The organism is Methylomonas sp. Kb3, from assembly GCF_002834115.1.
GTDB classification, from domain to species: Bacteria; Pseudomonadota; Gammaproteobacteria; order Methylococcales; family Methylomonadaceae; genus Methylomonas; species Methylomonas defluvii.
The window spans coordinates 312,924-326,557 of record NZ_PIZT01000010.1; the positions used below are offsets into that span (position 1 = coordinate 312,924).

General features: G+C 53.5%; 10 protein-coding genes. 9 read left to right on the top strand and 1 reads right to left on the bottom strand.

Annotation, left to right across the window (positions count from 1 at the left end; translation table 11 throughout):
• Positions 1–193: 193 nt before the first annotated feature.
• The 3 genes from CWO84_RS08735 to CWO84_RS24350 all read left to right on the top strand — a co-directional run bounded on the left by CWO84_RS08735 (position 194) and on the right by CWO84_RS24350 (position 5,239).
• Entirely contained in the window at positions 194–3,871 is a 3,678-nt protein-coding gene (locus tag CWO84_RS08735; protein WP_051669856.1) for a PAS domain S-box protein, read from the top strand.
• Positions 3,872–3,874: 3 nt separating this feature from the next.
• Complete coding sequence (locus CWO84_RS08740; RefSeq protein ID WP_033156213.1) at positions 3,875–4,855, top strand: HD domain-containing phosphohydrolase; 981 nt, start codon at positions 3,875–3,877, stop codon at positions 4,853–4,855.
• Positions 4,856–5,062: 207 nt separating this feature from the next.
• On the top strand, positions 5,063–5,239 hold the full coding sequence (locus CWO84_RS24350) for a hypothetical protein (RefSeq protein WP_165385954.1): 177 nt from the start codon (positions 5,063–5,065) through the stop codon (positions 5,237–5,239).
• A 327-nt stretch (positions 5,240–5,566) separates the two neighbouring features.
• Here CWO84_RS24350 and CWO84_RS08745 read toward each other — a convergent pair whose 3' ends face one another.
• The gene (locus CWO84_RS08745; protein ID WP_033156212.1) at positions 5,567–6,109 is read right to left on the bottom strand and encodes a hypothetical protein; all 543 of its coding nucleotides are present in this window, start codon (positions 6,107–6,109) and stop codon (positions 5,567–5,569) included.
• A 621-nt stretch (positions 6,110–6,730) separates the two neighbouring features.
• Between CWO84_RS08745 and CWO84_RS08750 the strand changes: the two genes are divergently transcribed.
• The 6 genes from CWO84_RS08750 to CWO84_RS24895 all read left to right on the top strand — a co-directional run bounded on the left by CWO84_RS08750 (position 6,731) and on the right by CWO84_RS24895 (position 13,627).
• On the top strand, positions 6,731–8,125 hold the full coding sequence (locus tag CWO84_RS08750) for a CmpA/NrtA family ABC transporter substrate-binding protein (RefSeq protein ID WP_033156211.1): 1,395 nt from the start codon (positions 6,731–6,733) through the stop codon (positions 8,123–8,125).
• A 91-nt stretch (positions 8,126–8,216) separates the two neighbouring features.
• On the top strand, positions 8,217–9,230 hold the full coding sequence (locus tag CWO84_RS08755; RefSeq protein WP_033156210.1) for an ABC transporter permease: 1,014 nt from the start codon (positions 8,217–8,219) through the stop codon (positions 9,228–9,230).
• A gap of 46 nt (positions 9,231–9,276) precedes the next feature.
• A complete protein-coding gene (locus tag CWO84_RS08760) occupies positions 9,277–11,001 on the top strand; it encodes a nitrate ABC transporter ATP-binding protein (protein ID WP_084153264.1) in 1,725 nt (574 codons plus the stop codon).
• 31 nt (positions 11,002–11,032) lie between these two features.
• Positions 11,033–12,325, top strand: coding sequence for an alginate export family protein (locus CWO84_RS08765; protein ID WP_101052335.1), 1,293 nt, complete (start codon positions 11,033–11,035; stop codon positions 12,323–12,325).
• A gap of 77 nt (positions 12,326–12,402) precedes the next feature.
• Entirely contained in the window at positions 12,403–13,326 is a 924-nt protein-coding gene (locus CWO84_RS08770) for an FAD-dependent oxidoreductase (RefSeq protein WP_240618005.1), read from the top strand.
• A gap of 37 nt (positions 13,327–13,363) precedes the next feature.
• A complete protein-coding gene (locus CWO84_RS24895; protein ID WP_240618006.1) occupies positions 13,364–13,627 on the top strand; it encodes a hypothetical protein in 264 nt (87 codons plus the stop codon).
• Positions 13,628–13,634 lie beyond the last annotated feature (7 nt).

Below are 13,634 nucleotides of genomic sequence, written 5' to 3' on the forward strand. Positions count from 1 at the left end.
GCGATTTTTAAGTTTAGATCAATCACTAGACAGACTCTGCGATTCCGAGACGTCCCTCCCACCGCAGTTTGACAATTACCTACCCCGAGGAATCTTAGCGGTATGAAGATGTCGATTGGCAGAAGGTATTGCCGCATCGCCACCATCCATGGCATAACGTCGGCTGACCTGCTTGCCGACATTGAGGCCCAACATGCTGCAAAAACGCCTGATTGCTCTGCTGTTGCTGCTGATCCTGTTGCCGACTTTATCGGTCGGTTACATGGCCTATCGGTTTGCCATCGACAATATCCGCACGGACCGCTTTAATATTGTCAGCCGCGTCGCGGATAACCGCCATGAACAACTCAAACTGGTACTGGCACGTGCCGACACGCGCGCCCACGCCTTCCTGGCCGAGGTGCTAATGAAATGCGTGGCGGCGGAGCAATTGAACCGCGCCTGTGCCACTGATTTCATAAACGACTATTTACTCACCGAAGGCGCTGCCGGCGCGGTGTTTTTCCGGCTCGACTCCGAATCGGGCACGGTCAGCGTCGGCGAGCAGCCGGTGGCACTTTCTGATCTAAAAAATTTTCAAGCCGGACAACTGGCCGACTTCAGCAAACCGGTTCCGGACCAGCCACGTTTTTATTATGTGATTGCCAAAGATGCCAAACTGCCCTGGCAATTGTTGATCAGCTATCCGGTTAGCCTGATTCAAAGTATTTTTACGGCTCACTCCGATTTGGGCAAATCCGGCGAATCTTTCCTGGCCGACAGCAGCGGCTTTTTCGTTACCCAGCCGCGCTATGCCAATAGCCACCCTATCGCTACGCAACCCATGCAAAGCTGCCTGGCCCGGCAAAACGCGGAAATGATGGCCAGCGATTACCGGGAGCGTGCCGTCATTCATGGTTTCCGCACGATTCCGGAAATCGGCGGCGGCTGCATCATGGCGCATATCGAACAGGCCGAGGCGCTGGCCCCCATTCAGCGCCTGGAAAAACAAATGCTGCTCATCGTGCTGGTCTTTGTCGGCTTGACGACGATAATCGCCAACGCCCTGGCCCGGCGTATCGTCCGGCCCATCTCGCGCCTGACCTGCACCGCCCGACGCATTCGCGACGGCGACTTGTCGGTGCGAGCCGAAGTCCGAGGTCTGGATGAAATCGCCGAATTGGCCAACTCCTTCAATCACATGACCGATGCACTGGCGGATGCCCAACATAATCTGGAAGCGAAAATCGCCGAACGCACCCACGCCCTGCGTACCAGCGAGGAACGCTATATGCTTGCCGAACGGGCCGTTAACGACGGTATCTGGGACTGGGACATCGTGCATCACGAATACTACTTATCACCGCGCTGGAACAAGATTCTGGGTTATGCCGACGGCGAATTGCCGAACGTGGAATCGATTTTCTTCGAATTAATCCACCCCGATGACAAAGCCCGCGCCAGTGAAGCGTTTCGCAAACACTTGGAACATAACGAGCGTTACACTACCGAACTGCGTCTTCGGCACAAGGACGGCAGCTACCGTTGGGTGCTGGATCGGGGGGATGCGTTGCGCGACGCCGAGGGCCGGCCGGTGCGGATGGTCGGTTCCATCACCGACATTACCGAACGCAAGGCGGCGGAAGCCGAATTGCTGAAATACCGCGAGCACTTGGAAGAACTGGTGGCGATGGCCACCACCGAGGTCAAAGCCATCGTGCAAACCGCCGTAAACGGTGTGATTTCCATCGACAGCAGCGGTCTGATTCGGATGTTCAATCCCGCCGCCGAAAAACTGTTCGGCTGGAGCAGCGCCGAGATCGTCGGTAAGAATGTCTCGCTACTGATGCCGGAACCGGATGCCTCTGCGCACGACAGTTACATTCAGCATTTTTTAGCCACCCATCAAGCCAAAATTCTCGGCATAGAGCGGGAAGTCATCGCCCAACGCAAAGACGGCAGCCGCTTTCCGGCCAATTTGGCGGTGGGTCACGGCATTATCTCGGAGGGCCGGCATCTATTTGTCGGCTTTATTTCTGACATCAGCTTGCAGAAACAAGCCGAGCAGGAATTGAGACTGGCTAAGGAAGCAGCCGAGGCCGCCGCCAAAGCCAAGGCCAATTTTCTGGCCAATATGAGCCACGAAATCCGTACGCCCATGAATACCGTGATTGGCTTTGCCGAAGTGGCCTTGCAAGATCAAAACCTGGCCGCCGATACGCGCGGCCACATCAAAACCATCCTCAGCTCCGGCCGGCATCTGCTGGGTGTGATTAACGATATTCTGGATTTTTCCAAAATCGAAGCCGGCAAAGTAGAGTTGGAATCGGTGTGCTTCAACCTGCCGTTTGCGGTGCAAGAAGCCTTGCAAATTATGGGACTGCGCGCCGCCGAAAAAGGCTTGCGCATCGATTTGGCTATAGAAGCCGGCTTGCCCACCCATTTCGTCGGCGACCCGAACCGTTTACGGCAAGTGATTTTGAATCTGGTCGGCAACTCGGTAAAGTTTACCGATACCGGCAGCATAGGCGTCACCATCACCCGCGCGGAAGGTGTGGAGATGTTGCATTTTGCCATCAGCGACACCGGCATCGGCATGACCCAGGAACAAACCGAACACATCTTCGAATCATTTTCGCAAGCGGATACCACCACCAGCCGTCGCTTCGGCGGCACCGGTCTGGGCACCACCATCAGCAAACAAATTGTCGAGTTGATGGGGGGCCGGATTTGGGTGGAAAGCCAGGTTGGCGTCGGCTCGGTGTTTCATTTTACTGTGCATATGCCGGAATCAGCCAGCGCGGAAAACTGCCTGTACGATGTGAGCTCGGTGCATAGCGTGGCTTATTTTTCGCCGCGCCGCTTCAAGGTATTGCTGGCGGAAGACATAGAAGCCAACGCCACTTTGGCGCGCTTGCGCCTGGAGCAGCAGGGCCATCAAGTCAGCTGGGTTAAAAACGGCCAGGAAGCGGTGGACGCCTTTCGAAGCGGTGACTACGACTTGATTCTGATGGACTTGCAAATGCCGGTGCTGGATGGCATAGCCGCCACCCGACAAATCCGCGAACTGGAACAAGCCGGCAGCAGCCACATCCCAATTCTGGCCCTGACCGCCAGCGTGTTGAGCCACGAACGCCGCGAGTCGCTGGATGCCGGTATAGACACCATCGTCGGCAAACCCATTGATGTCGACGATTTATTAACGCAGATGGAACGGCTGGTGCCCAAGGGGCATGGCATTGCCAACACCGGCGTAAACATTGCCGAGCCGGCGAAAATCGCCGTCGACTTTACGCCTTTGGCCGGCGTCGCCGATTACGAGAAAGGTTTGGCAACCTGGCTGGACCCGCTGATTTACGCCGATGCCTTACTAAATTTTGCCGAACAACACGGCGCGGACGGCAGCAAATTACTGCGCAATCTGCAGGAGCACCCGGAGAATCCGGAAGCGGTCCGGCGCATCGCTCATGCTTTAAAAGGTGTGGCCGGCAATCTGGCCTTACCCGTTATCGCCGGTCTGGCAACCGAGGTTGACGCGCAATTCAAAAGCGGCGACCTGCAAAATATCCAGGAATTGATCAAGACGCTCGACGCCGCGCTAAACACCGCTGTTGCAGCCATACACCAACTAAAACTGCCGAGCAAACCGCCAGCGGTTGCCGCAACAGCCTTCGATGCGGAACGGGTCAGCGATCTTTTACTGGAATTAAACACCGCGCTGGACAGTTTGAATCCTGACCACGTCGAACCGGTTTTACAAAGGCTTGGCGCGTTTCTCGGCGAAACCGAGCTGAAAGCCATCCGCTTTGAAGTGGATAGTTTCGATTTCGACGCCGCGAAAATCCAAGTTAACCGCTTGGCGGATAAATTAGCGATCACGTTTAAGGAATAAGCCATGAAAGACAGCTACAAAGTATTGCTGGTCGACGACGAACCGAACAATTTGAAAGTGTTACAGCAAATACTCAAGGACCACTTTCAACTGCTGTTTGCCATCAACGGCGAAAAAGCCCTGGCGGCCGCCCGGGAACATCAACCTGACATCATTCTGCTGGACATCATGATGCCGAATATGGACGGCTACCAAGTGTGTACGCAGTTAAAAGCCGATCCGTTGACTGAGAAAATCCCGGTAATTTTCGTCACGGCGATGGGCGAAATGGAAAACGAAGCGCGCGGTTTCGATGTCGGTGCGGTCGATTACATCCAAAAACCGGTCTCAGGCCCTATCGTGCTGCGCCGGGTACAAACCCATCTATCGCTGGTGCGGGTGGACGAGTTGGATCAACTCGCCCGCGCCGCCATCGAAATGCTCGGCGATGCCGGCCACTATAACGATCCGTACACCGGCGACCACATCTGGCGCATGGCAGCTTATTCTGCGGCGCTGGCTCGCGCCGCCGGTTGGACGCCATCGCAAGTGGCGATGATGGAATTGGCCGCGCCCACCCACGACACCGGCAAAATCGGCATTCCACATGCCATTTTAAAAGCGGCACGGGCGCTTAATGAAGAAGAATGGCCGATCATGCAGTCGCATTCGCAAATCGGCTACGACATCTTGAATAAAAGCGACAATCCGGTCTTCAAAATGGCTGCGGAAATCGCCCGCCATCACCACGAACAATGGGACGGCAGCGGCTATCCGATGGGTTTGGCCGGTGAGGCAATTCCGGAATCCGCCAGAATCGTGGCGATAGCCGATGTATTCGATGCCTTGACCACTAAACGTCCTTACAAAGAACCGTGGCAGCTGGAAGAGACTTTAAAATCGATGCAAAGCATGGCCGGCAGCCATTTCGATCCGCGCCTGCTGGCCTTGTTTATGGAAATAATGCCGGAAATCTTACGCCTGAAAGCGGCATGGGGCCAATAAGCTACTAAATATCGTATCGGTGACGATTTTCCGTAACGATTGCAGGCGGGAAGCCGGCTTTTCTGTATCAGGCCCTATCAGGCTCTTCGCACCCAGGCCACAGCCGGCAAGGCTTGGACGCCCACTACCCCAAACCCCGTTTAATTCGATAGTTTTGGCATTTTTTATGCTGCGTACTGCTTGTCATTAAATAACCAGGGGCGCGTCATGAAAACCTACGAAAAAATACAAATCGGCGATGTCATCCACAGTAACTGGTATGGCGATGGCACCGTCGCCGATCTGAATGAATCCGGGACAGGCAAAATCAAATTCGGCAGATTCTTCGTGCTGTTCCGGGAGTTTGAGATTTTTTATGCAAACGGCTGGATGTTGTCGGTGTAAAGGCAGAGCATACTAGCCAAACAGAACACTCGAACCGGTGAGGACAAGGCCACGCACAGTCAGCGGGTTGGCTGTTCCTCTCTGGTTTGATGGGGGTATTGGGTACTCCAAAGCGCAAAGCACTTGCTTAAACACGTTTCAATGGTGGCATTAACCCAGCTGCGGATCCCTCTCTAATCAATGCATCCGCAGTGAGTTTGTCTGGCGTTTTCAAAATACCGTTTTGGTCTTGTCAGCCGGAAATTGGCTTAGCAGTGTGATATGGCAGCTAAGCGCTGCCCCGTGAATGTCGGACTGCGTGGGAGCGACGATATTTAAAGGCCGGGCTTAGGATTTAGCCGCGCTTTTACTGCCCAGTAAAATCGTATGCCTTTGATAGCCGTCGTCCGCCGCCGCAGCCGCAGCCTCGGCTTTCCGCAATTGCTCGGCCCGGTCGTGTTCTAGCGCTTCTCTCAGTACATCGCGGTAAGACCGATTGATGCTGCTGGCATATTGCGTGTCTTTTTTCTCTTGGGTTTCGGCGATGGTCTTCGTGGGTTCCGGGTCGTAACGCTCTTCAAGTTCCTCAGCCAGTTTTTTTAGCTGTTGGCTGATTGCCAGGGCTGATTGAGATGAATGGGTTTTGTTGTCGTCCAAACTAAAAATTCGGATCATTTCATCCCGCAAATTAAACCCATACACCACAGGGTCGCCGTGCTTTTGCTGAAAATCGTAGGCAATAAAAAAATCCAGCGGATTGGTGGGATTTTTATCAAAGAAGATCGTAGCGCTTTCCATGGTGTAATTCAGCGCCTCGACAAACTGCTTCCTGGCCTGCTCCATTTCTTCAAAGATAAAATCATCGGCAATTTGTTTTACGATGTATTTCATAATCCGCCCCAGCTTAAATTCGATTGACTCGTCTACCTAAAACTCGCTGCATCCTATTCTGTTTCATAGACGGCGAGCATCATTGCTACGAATTGTATCAATTTGCTTCGCTGGTGCACCTAAATGAAATATTGCCATTATCCGGCAGGTTTACACCTGGCAAAATGCCTATCCAGCCACCGGGAAGCTCATATCGGCCCGGCCAATCCTACATCGCAGACCCGCGACCTTAGCAATACCGCTAATTCTTCCGCATGTCTCGGCGAGCCTCCCCATTCCGGTGCGCACCACGCATGTGCAAAAAAAGCACTTCCGAATCAATAGAGTGCATGATTTTTCTGCATGCCAAGATGCACCCGCAAATTTCTCTAAAAACAGACTCACCAAAAATAGGTGTAACACACTGTTTATAATGGTTTTTTACATATAGTTATCACAAGAGTCATTAAACTGGCATCAGCATTGCTTAGTAAGCAGCAATACTCCAGTGTAGGAGTGGTAAACCCAAACCCCGCTCACTGTTGAGCACTAAAGACAAAGGCGTCTACTGTCAGGCTTGCAAACAAGTCGGACATAGACGCCTTTTTTTTGGCCCGTTTTTCTCAATTGACAGGAACCGACATGAAACAGAACCGCATTTTCACCCCGAAGACACTTGCCGCCGCTTTCAGCTCGGTGGTTGCGCTGGGCATATTAGGCTTTTCCAACCACAGCTTCGCCGCCGGGAAACTGGAAAAAGAAGATTTGAAGTTCGGTTTTATCAAATTGACCGACATGGCCCCGCTGGCGGTGGCTGCGGAAAAAGGTTTTTTTGAAGAGGAAGGCCTGTTTGTGCAACTGGAAGCACAAGCCAATTGGAAAGTGGTGATGGACCGGGTTGTGAACGGCGAGCTGGACGGTTCGCACATGCTGGCGCCGGCACCGTTAGCGGCCAGCATCGGCTTCGGCACCAAGGCCGACATCGTGACTGCCTTCAGCATGGGCTTCAACGGCAATGCCATCACCGTATCCAACGACATCTGGAAACAAATGAAAGCCAATGTGCCAATGGAGGGCGGCAAACCGGTGCATCCGATTAAGGCTGATTATCTGAAACCGGTAGTGGACAAATATAAAGCCGAAGGCAAGCCATTCAATATGGCGATGACTTTTCCGGCCGGTTCCCACAACCTGAAACTGCGCTATTGGCTGGCGGCTGGCGGCATTAATCCCGGCTACTATGCGCCACCGCAAGACATTTCCGGCCAGATCAGCGCCGATGCTTTGTTGTCGGTCACGCCGCCGCCGCAAATGCCGGCGACGCTGGAATCCGGCACCATCTTCGGCTATTGCGTCGGCGAGCCGTGGAACCAGCAAGCGGTATTTAAAGGCATCGGTGTGCCGGTGATCACCGACGAGGAATTGTGGAAAGACACTCCGGAAAAAGTGTTCGGCGTGACCAGCTCTTGGGCCGAGAAATATCCCAACACCTATCTGGCAGTCACTAAAGCCTTGATCCGCGCTTCGATCTGGCTGGATGCCGAGAGCAACAAAAACCGTAAGGAAGCGATTGAAATGTTGTCGCAAAAACAATATGTGGGCGCCGACGTTGAAGTACTGGCGGCCAGCATGAACGGCACCTTTGAATACGAAAAAGGCGACAAACGCTCCCTGCCCGACTTCAACACCTTCTTCCGTCACGGCGCCAGCTATCCCTCTTACAGCAGTGCGGTTTGGTACCTGACGCAATTACGGCGCTGGGGCATGATCGCCGAGCAAAAACCGGATAACTGGTATCTCGACACCGCGAAAAAAGTTTATCGCCCCGATATCTATTTGGCTGCGGCGAAAGAATTGGTGGCCGAGGGTAAAGCCAAAGCGGAAGATTTTCCGGCCGACACCGGCATCAAGCCTTCACAAAACTTTTTCATCGACAAAATTCCGTTCGATGCCAACAAACCTAACGATTATCTAGCCAAATTTCCGATTGGCTTGAAAGGCAAACAAACCGTCTCCGGCGGCAAGATTGTCGACTAAGAAACTCTGGTGGGTGCTCTACACAAGGATCGTATGTTGATGCATGGACGCATCCTTTTTACCGACACCATTAAGACAAGCGAGCAAAGACATGACTAATACATTGATCAAATTTTTCAACATCACCGGCCTGACTTGGTTCGTACCCTTGGTCAAAATCGCCGCTGGCGAAAACCCTGCCCAACAAATGCGTCAATTATGGCTGGTCATGGGCGTCCCCATCATCGCTTTCATCTTGTTTTTAGGATTTTGGAGCGTCACTGCCGCACGCATCAACACCAGTTTGGGCGCCATTCCCGGCCCGGTCGCGGTATGGTCGGAAGTCAGCGGCTTGGTGACCGAACACTATGCGGAAAAAACCAAAATGGCCGAGTTTTACGAACGCCAGGAATTACGGAATAAAGAAAAACTGGCCGAAGACCCCAAAGCGGAAATCAAGCCCCGCCCCTACACCGGCAAACCGACTTATCTGGACCAAATATTTACCAGCCTGCGCACCGTATTCGCCGGCTTTATCATCGCTACGCTGATTGCCGTGCCTCTAGGTATCATCTGCGGCATGAGTCCGGTGTTGAATACCGCGTTTAACCCTTTGATTCAAATCTTCAAACCGGTATCGCCGCTAGCCTGGTTGCCCATCGTCACCTTGGTGGTGAGCGCCATCTATGTCACTGACGACGATTCCTGGTTCGCCAAATCGTTCGTCACCTCGGCCATCACCGTGACTTTATGCTCTTTATGGCCAACGCTGATCAACACCGCCGTGGGTGTGTCATCGATAGACCGCGACCTGGTCAACGTCGGCAAAGTGTTAAGACTGGATTGGGCCACGCAGATCAAACGCATCATTCTGCCTTCGGCATTGCCTTATATCTTTACCGGGATGCGCCTATCCTTGGGCGTGGGCTGGATGGTTTTGATCGCCGCCGAGATGCTGGCGCAAAACCCAGGACTGGGCAAATTCGTCTGGGATGAATTCCAAAACGGCAGTTCCAATTCCTTGAGCAGGATCATGGTGGCGGTATTTACCATCGGTATTATCGGCTTCATTCTCGACCGGGTAATGCACTCGTTACAAAACCTGTTCTCGTTCCAAAAAATCTGAGGATGCCGTCATGAGCGCCGCCCAAGCCAAAATCATCGAACTTTCCATGCACAAACAATCCGCTATGTCTTCCGTTCCCGCCAACGATGCGTATAAGCCGCTAGTAGAGTTAAAAAATGTCTGTAAATCCTACGGAGAAGGCAAAGACAAAACCTCCATCCTCAGAGACATTAATCTGGATATTCGCGAAGGCGAGTTTATCGCCATTGTCGGTTTTTCCGGCAGCGGCAAAACGACCTTGGTATCGATGATTGCGGGTTTAATCCATGCCGACAGCGGCGAACTATTGAAACAAGGCCAGCCCATCACCGAACCCGGCCCGGATCGCGGCGTGGTGTTTCAAAACTATTCCTTGATGCCCTGGCTAACCGTTTACGAAAACGTGGCGCTGGCGGTAGATGCGATCTTTAAGGACTGGACGCCGGAACAACGCCGCGCGCATACCGAGAAGTACGTCAAAATGGTGAACCTCGGCCGGGCGATGGACAAAAAACCCGCCGAGTTGTCAGGCGGTATGCGCCAGCGTGTTAACGTGGCCCGGGCGCTGGCCGCCAACCCGGATATTTTGCTGCTGGACGAACCGCTCAGCGCCCTGGATGCGTTGACCCGCGGCAACTTGCAAGACGAAATTCTGCAAATTTGGGAACAGGATAAAAAGACTGTCATCTTGATTACCAACGACGTCGATGAAGCCATTTACATGGCCGACCGGGTCATTCCACTCAATCCCGGCCCGGATGCCAGCTTTGGCCCGTCCTTTACGGTCAACCTGGAGCGGCCGCGCGACCGCACCGCTTTAAACCATAACGATGAATTCAAACGCCTGCGCGCGGAAATCACCCGCTATTTGATGAATATCGGCATGGAAAAAGCCCAAGCCGACGCTGGCGACAAGCTCAAGCTACCGGATGTCCGCCCCAATACCAGTAACGACTGGAAGCTGGATACCTCGGCGCTAAAACCCAGCGCCCGCGATCTGGGCAAGGCCCGCTATCTGGAATTCTCCAATCTGTCCAAAATCTACCCTACCCCGGACGGCAACAGTACCGTGAAAGTGGTGGACGGCTTCGATTTAAAAATGAAGAAAGGCGAATTCATTTCCATCATCGGCCACTCCGGTTGCGGGAAATCCACGGTGTTGTCGATGACCGCCGGCCTGAACGAAATATCCGAAGGCGGCATTATTTTGGATAACCGGGAAATCAGCGGCGCCGGTCCGGATCGCGGCGTGGTGTTTCAGGCTCCTAGCCTGTTTCCCTGGCTGACCGCCTTCGAAAACGTGATGCTGGGCGTGGATAAAGTCTACCCACATGCCTCGCAAGACGAACGCGAGGACATCGTCGAATACTACCTGACCCGGGTCGGTCTGGCCGATGCGATGTTTAAAAAAGCCGGGGACATGTCCAACGGCATGCGCCAGCGCGTCGGTATTGCCCGCGCCTTTGCCTTGTCGCCCAAATTACTGCTACTGGACGAACCGTTCGGTATGCTGGATTCGTTGACCCGCTGGGAATTGCAGGAAGTATTGATGGAAGTCTGGGAACGCACCCACGTCACCGCGATCGTCGTGACGCACGATGTCGACGAAGCCATTCTATTGGCTGACAGAGTGGTGATGATGACCAACGGCCCGCACGCCAAAATCGGCAAAATTCAAGAAATCGACCTGCCTCGGCCGCGTACTCGCAAGGCCCTGCTGGAGCATCCGGATTACTACAAGTACCGGGAGAGCTTGCTGACCTTCCTGTCCGAATGCGATCACACCCATTAATTTATAACCGCTTGTTTTCCTAGGGGGCCTTATGCCGCAAACACTCAAACGTCCAACCGGCACGTTACCGGCGACACTATTATCACTCACCTTCTTCAGCCTGCCGGCCGCCGCCGACATTACCAAAGAGGTGGAAGACGCCTTGAATTTCTACCATTACGGCAGCAACGGCGCAGTAAAAATGGATTTGAATTACCGCTGGGAGAATGTCGATAAAGACAACTCTGTTCGTAAACCCGCCAATATGGGCGGCCAGCCGGTGGAAACCGCCAACGCCAATACGGTGCGCCTGCGGCTGGGTTTCCTGACGCCGGTTTTTCACGATTTCCAAGGTTACGCGGAAAAGGAAGGCCTCTACGCGGCGCAAGCCGACTACGACCGCGGCGGTACTACCTCGAACCGTGACCGCAACTATGCCGTCATTGCCGATCCGGCCCGCAACGAGCTGAATCAATTCTGGATCAGCTACAAAGGCATCGCCGACACCCTGATCAAAGTCGGCCGGCAACGCATCAAATTGGACGACGACCGCTTCATCGGTAACGTCGGCTGGCGGCAGATGGAAATGACCTATGATTCGATTCTGATCACCCACAATAATCAGACCTTGTTCGGGCTGACAGCAAACGTCGGCTATATCGACCACATCCAAAACATATTCGGCGAAACGCATTCGATAAACGCGCCGTTTTTAAACCTGAATTACAAGATTAATGACTGGGGCAACCTGATCGGTTATGGATACTGGCTGGATTACCGCGAACGCGCTAACTACGCTAACTCCTCGCAAACCTACGGCTTGCGCTTCGACGGCAAATCGCCGCAGTTTTTTGACACTGTCAATGCCATCTACACGGCCGAATGGAGCAAACAATCGGACTACGGCGACAACCCCAACCACTACCAGGCCGACCGCTTCAATCTGATGGCGGGGGCCAGTGCTTACAACCTGACCGTATCAGGTGCCGTGGAGCAGCTAAACGGCTACGGAGCCGGCAAATCTTTCCAAACCCCGCTGGGCACCAATCACGCTTTCCAGGGGTGGGCGGATTTATTTTTGACTACACCGGCTAATGGTATCCGCGACGTCTTCGCCACCGCCAGCTACAAAGCGATGAACGACAGCTTGATCATTACCGGCGTCTATCACGACTTTAAAGACGATACCGGCAAAATTGAATACGGTAAGGAATGGGATTTTCAGGCCCTGAAAAAGTTTGGCAAACATTACTCGCTGTTAGCCAAGTACGCGAACTTTAACAGTGATAACCCGGCGTTCCCGGACACCCAAGTGATTTGGATGCAAGGCAACGTCAGCTTCTAGGCAACAGCGGCGCAAACTGTTTTGCACAGTTTGCGTCCGATTTCCCAACGATCTTCGCAAATAGTACCGACAACATCATGAAACTCAAATTGGTAGTGATAGGCAATGGCATGGCCGGCATGCGCACCGTTGACGAATTGATTCAAACCGTACCGGATCGCTACGACATTACCGTGTTCGGCGCCGAGCCGCACGGCAACTACAATCGCATCATGCTGACACCGGTGTTGTTCGGCGCCAAAAGCGTTGCCGACATCATGATTCACGATTTCGATTGGTATCTAAAAAACCGCGTGACCTTGTATTGCGGACCGGACAAAGCGGTTGTCGATGTGGATCGCGAACGCCGCTGTGTCATCGCCCACGACGGCACCTGTGCGTTTTACGACAAACTGTTGATCGCCACCGGTTCCTTGCCGCTGATGCTGGACATACCGGGCCGCGACGTCGAAGGCGTATTGGGCTTTAGAGACATCGCCGACGTGGAAACCATGATCGAAAAATCCGCCAGCAAACGCCATGCGGTCATTCTGGGCGGCGGTTTACTGGGTCTGGAAGCCGCCAACGGCTTATTGCAACGCGGTATGCAAGTCAGCGTCATCAACCGTGCCGACCATTTGTTGAACCGGCAATTGGATGGTAAAGCTGCGGCGTTTTTACAACGGCAATTGGCGGATAAAGGCATTCAATTTCATCTGGGTACCACCATCCAACGCATAGACAGTCAGGACGGGCATATCAGCGCGGTGACTTTAAGTAACGGCAGTGTTTTACCGGCCGACATGCTGATCATGTCCACCGGTATCAAACCCAATATCAGTCTGGCGAAACGCATTGGCCTGGCGTGTCAGCACGGCATCGTAGTCGACGACGGCATGCAGACTAGCGACCCGGCGATATTCTCGGTCGGCGAATGCGTGCAGCATCGGGGCGAACTGTTCGGTTTGGTCGCGCCGGTCTACGAACAAGCCAAAGTCTGCGCCCAACCAACTGGCGGGTAAAGTCGACAGCCAATTTAAAACCTTATCGTCCGCCACCATGCTGAAAGTCACAGGCATCGATTTATTCTCGGTAGGCGATTTCGAAGGCGACAGCGAATGCCAGATTTTGCAGTTGATTGACCACGGCCTGGGCATCTATAAAAAAATCGTCCTGCGCGGCGACGTCGTCGTCGGCGTTATTTTGTACGGGGATACCAGCGACAGTGCCTGGTATCTGAATTTGGTTAAAGAAAGCACGCCGATTGCCGCGATCCGCGACCGCTTGATGTTCGGCAGAATCCCGCTCGCGCGCGCGGCTTAAATTCCTT

Bases quoted from the DNA above. Each gene is read 5' to 3' on its own strand.
- CWO84_RS08745 (WP_033156212.1), bottom strand. From the start codon at position 6,109: ATGAAATACATCGTAAAACAAATTGCCGATGATTTTATCTTTGAAGAA.
- CWO84_RS08755 (WP_033156210.1), top strand. From the start codon at position 8,217: ATGACTAATACATTGATCAAATTTTTCAACATCACCGGCCTGACTTGG.
- CWO84_RS08770 (WP_240618005.1), top strand. From the start codon at position 12,403: ATGAAACTCAAATTGGTAGTGATAGGCAATGGCATGGCCGGCATGCGC.
- CWO84_RS08750 (WP_033156211.1), top strand. From the start codon at position 6,731: ATGAAACAGAACCGCATTTTCACCCCGAAGACACTTGCCGCCGCTTTC.
- CWO84_RS24895 (WP_240618006.1), top strand. From the start codon at position 13,364: ATGCTGAAAGTCACAGGCATCGATTTATTCTCGGTAGGCGATTTCGAA.
- CWO84_RS08735 (WP_051669856.1), top strand. From the start codon at position 194: ATGCTGCAAAAACGCCTGATTGCTCTGCTGTTGCTGCTGATCCTGTTG.
- CWO84_RS24350 (WP_165385954.1), top strand. From the start codon at position 5,063: ATGAAAACCTACGAAAAAATACAAATCGGCGATGTCATCCACAGTAAC.
- CWO84_RS08740 (WP_033156213.1), top strand. From the start codon at position 3,875: ATGAAAGACAGCTACAAAGTATTGCTGGTCGACGACGAACCGAACAAT.
- CWO84_RS08760 (WP_084153264.1), top strand. From the start codon at position 9,277: ATGCACAAACAATCCGCTATGTCTTCCGTTCCCGCCAACGATGCGTAT.
- CWO84_RS08765 (WP_101052335.1), top strand. From the start codon at position 11,033: ATGCCGCAAACACTCAAACGTCCAACCGGCACGTTACCGGCGACACTA.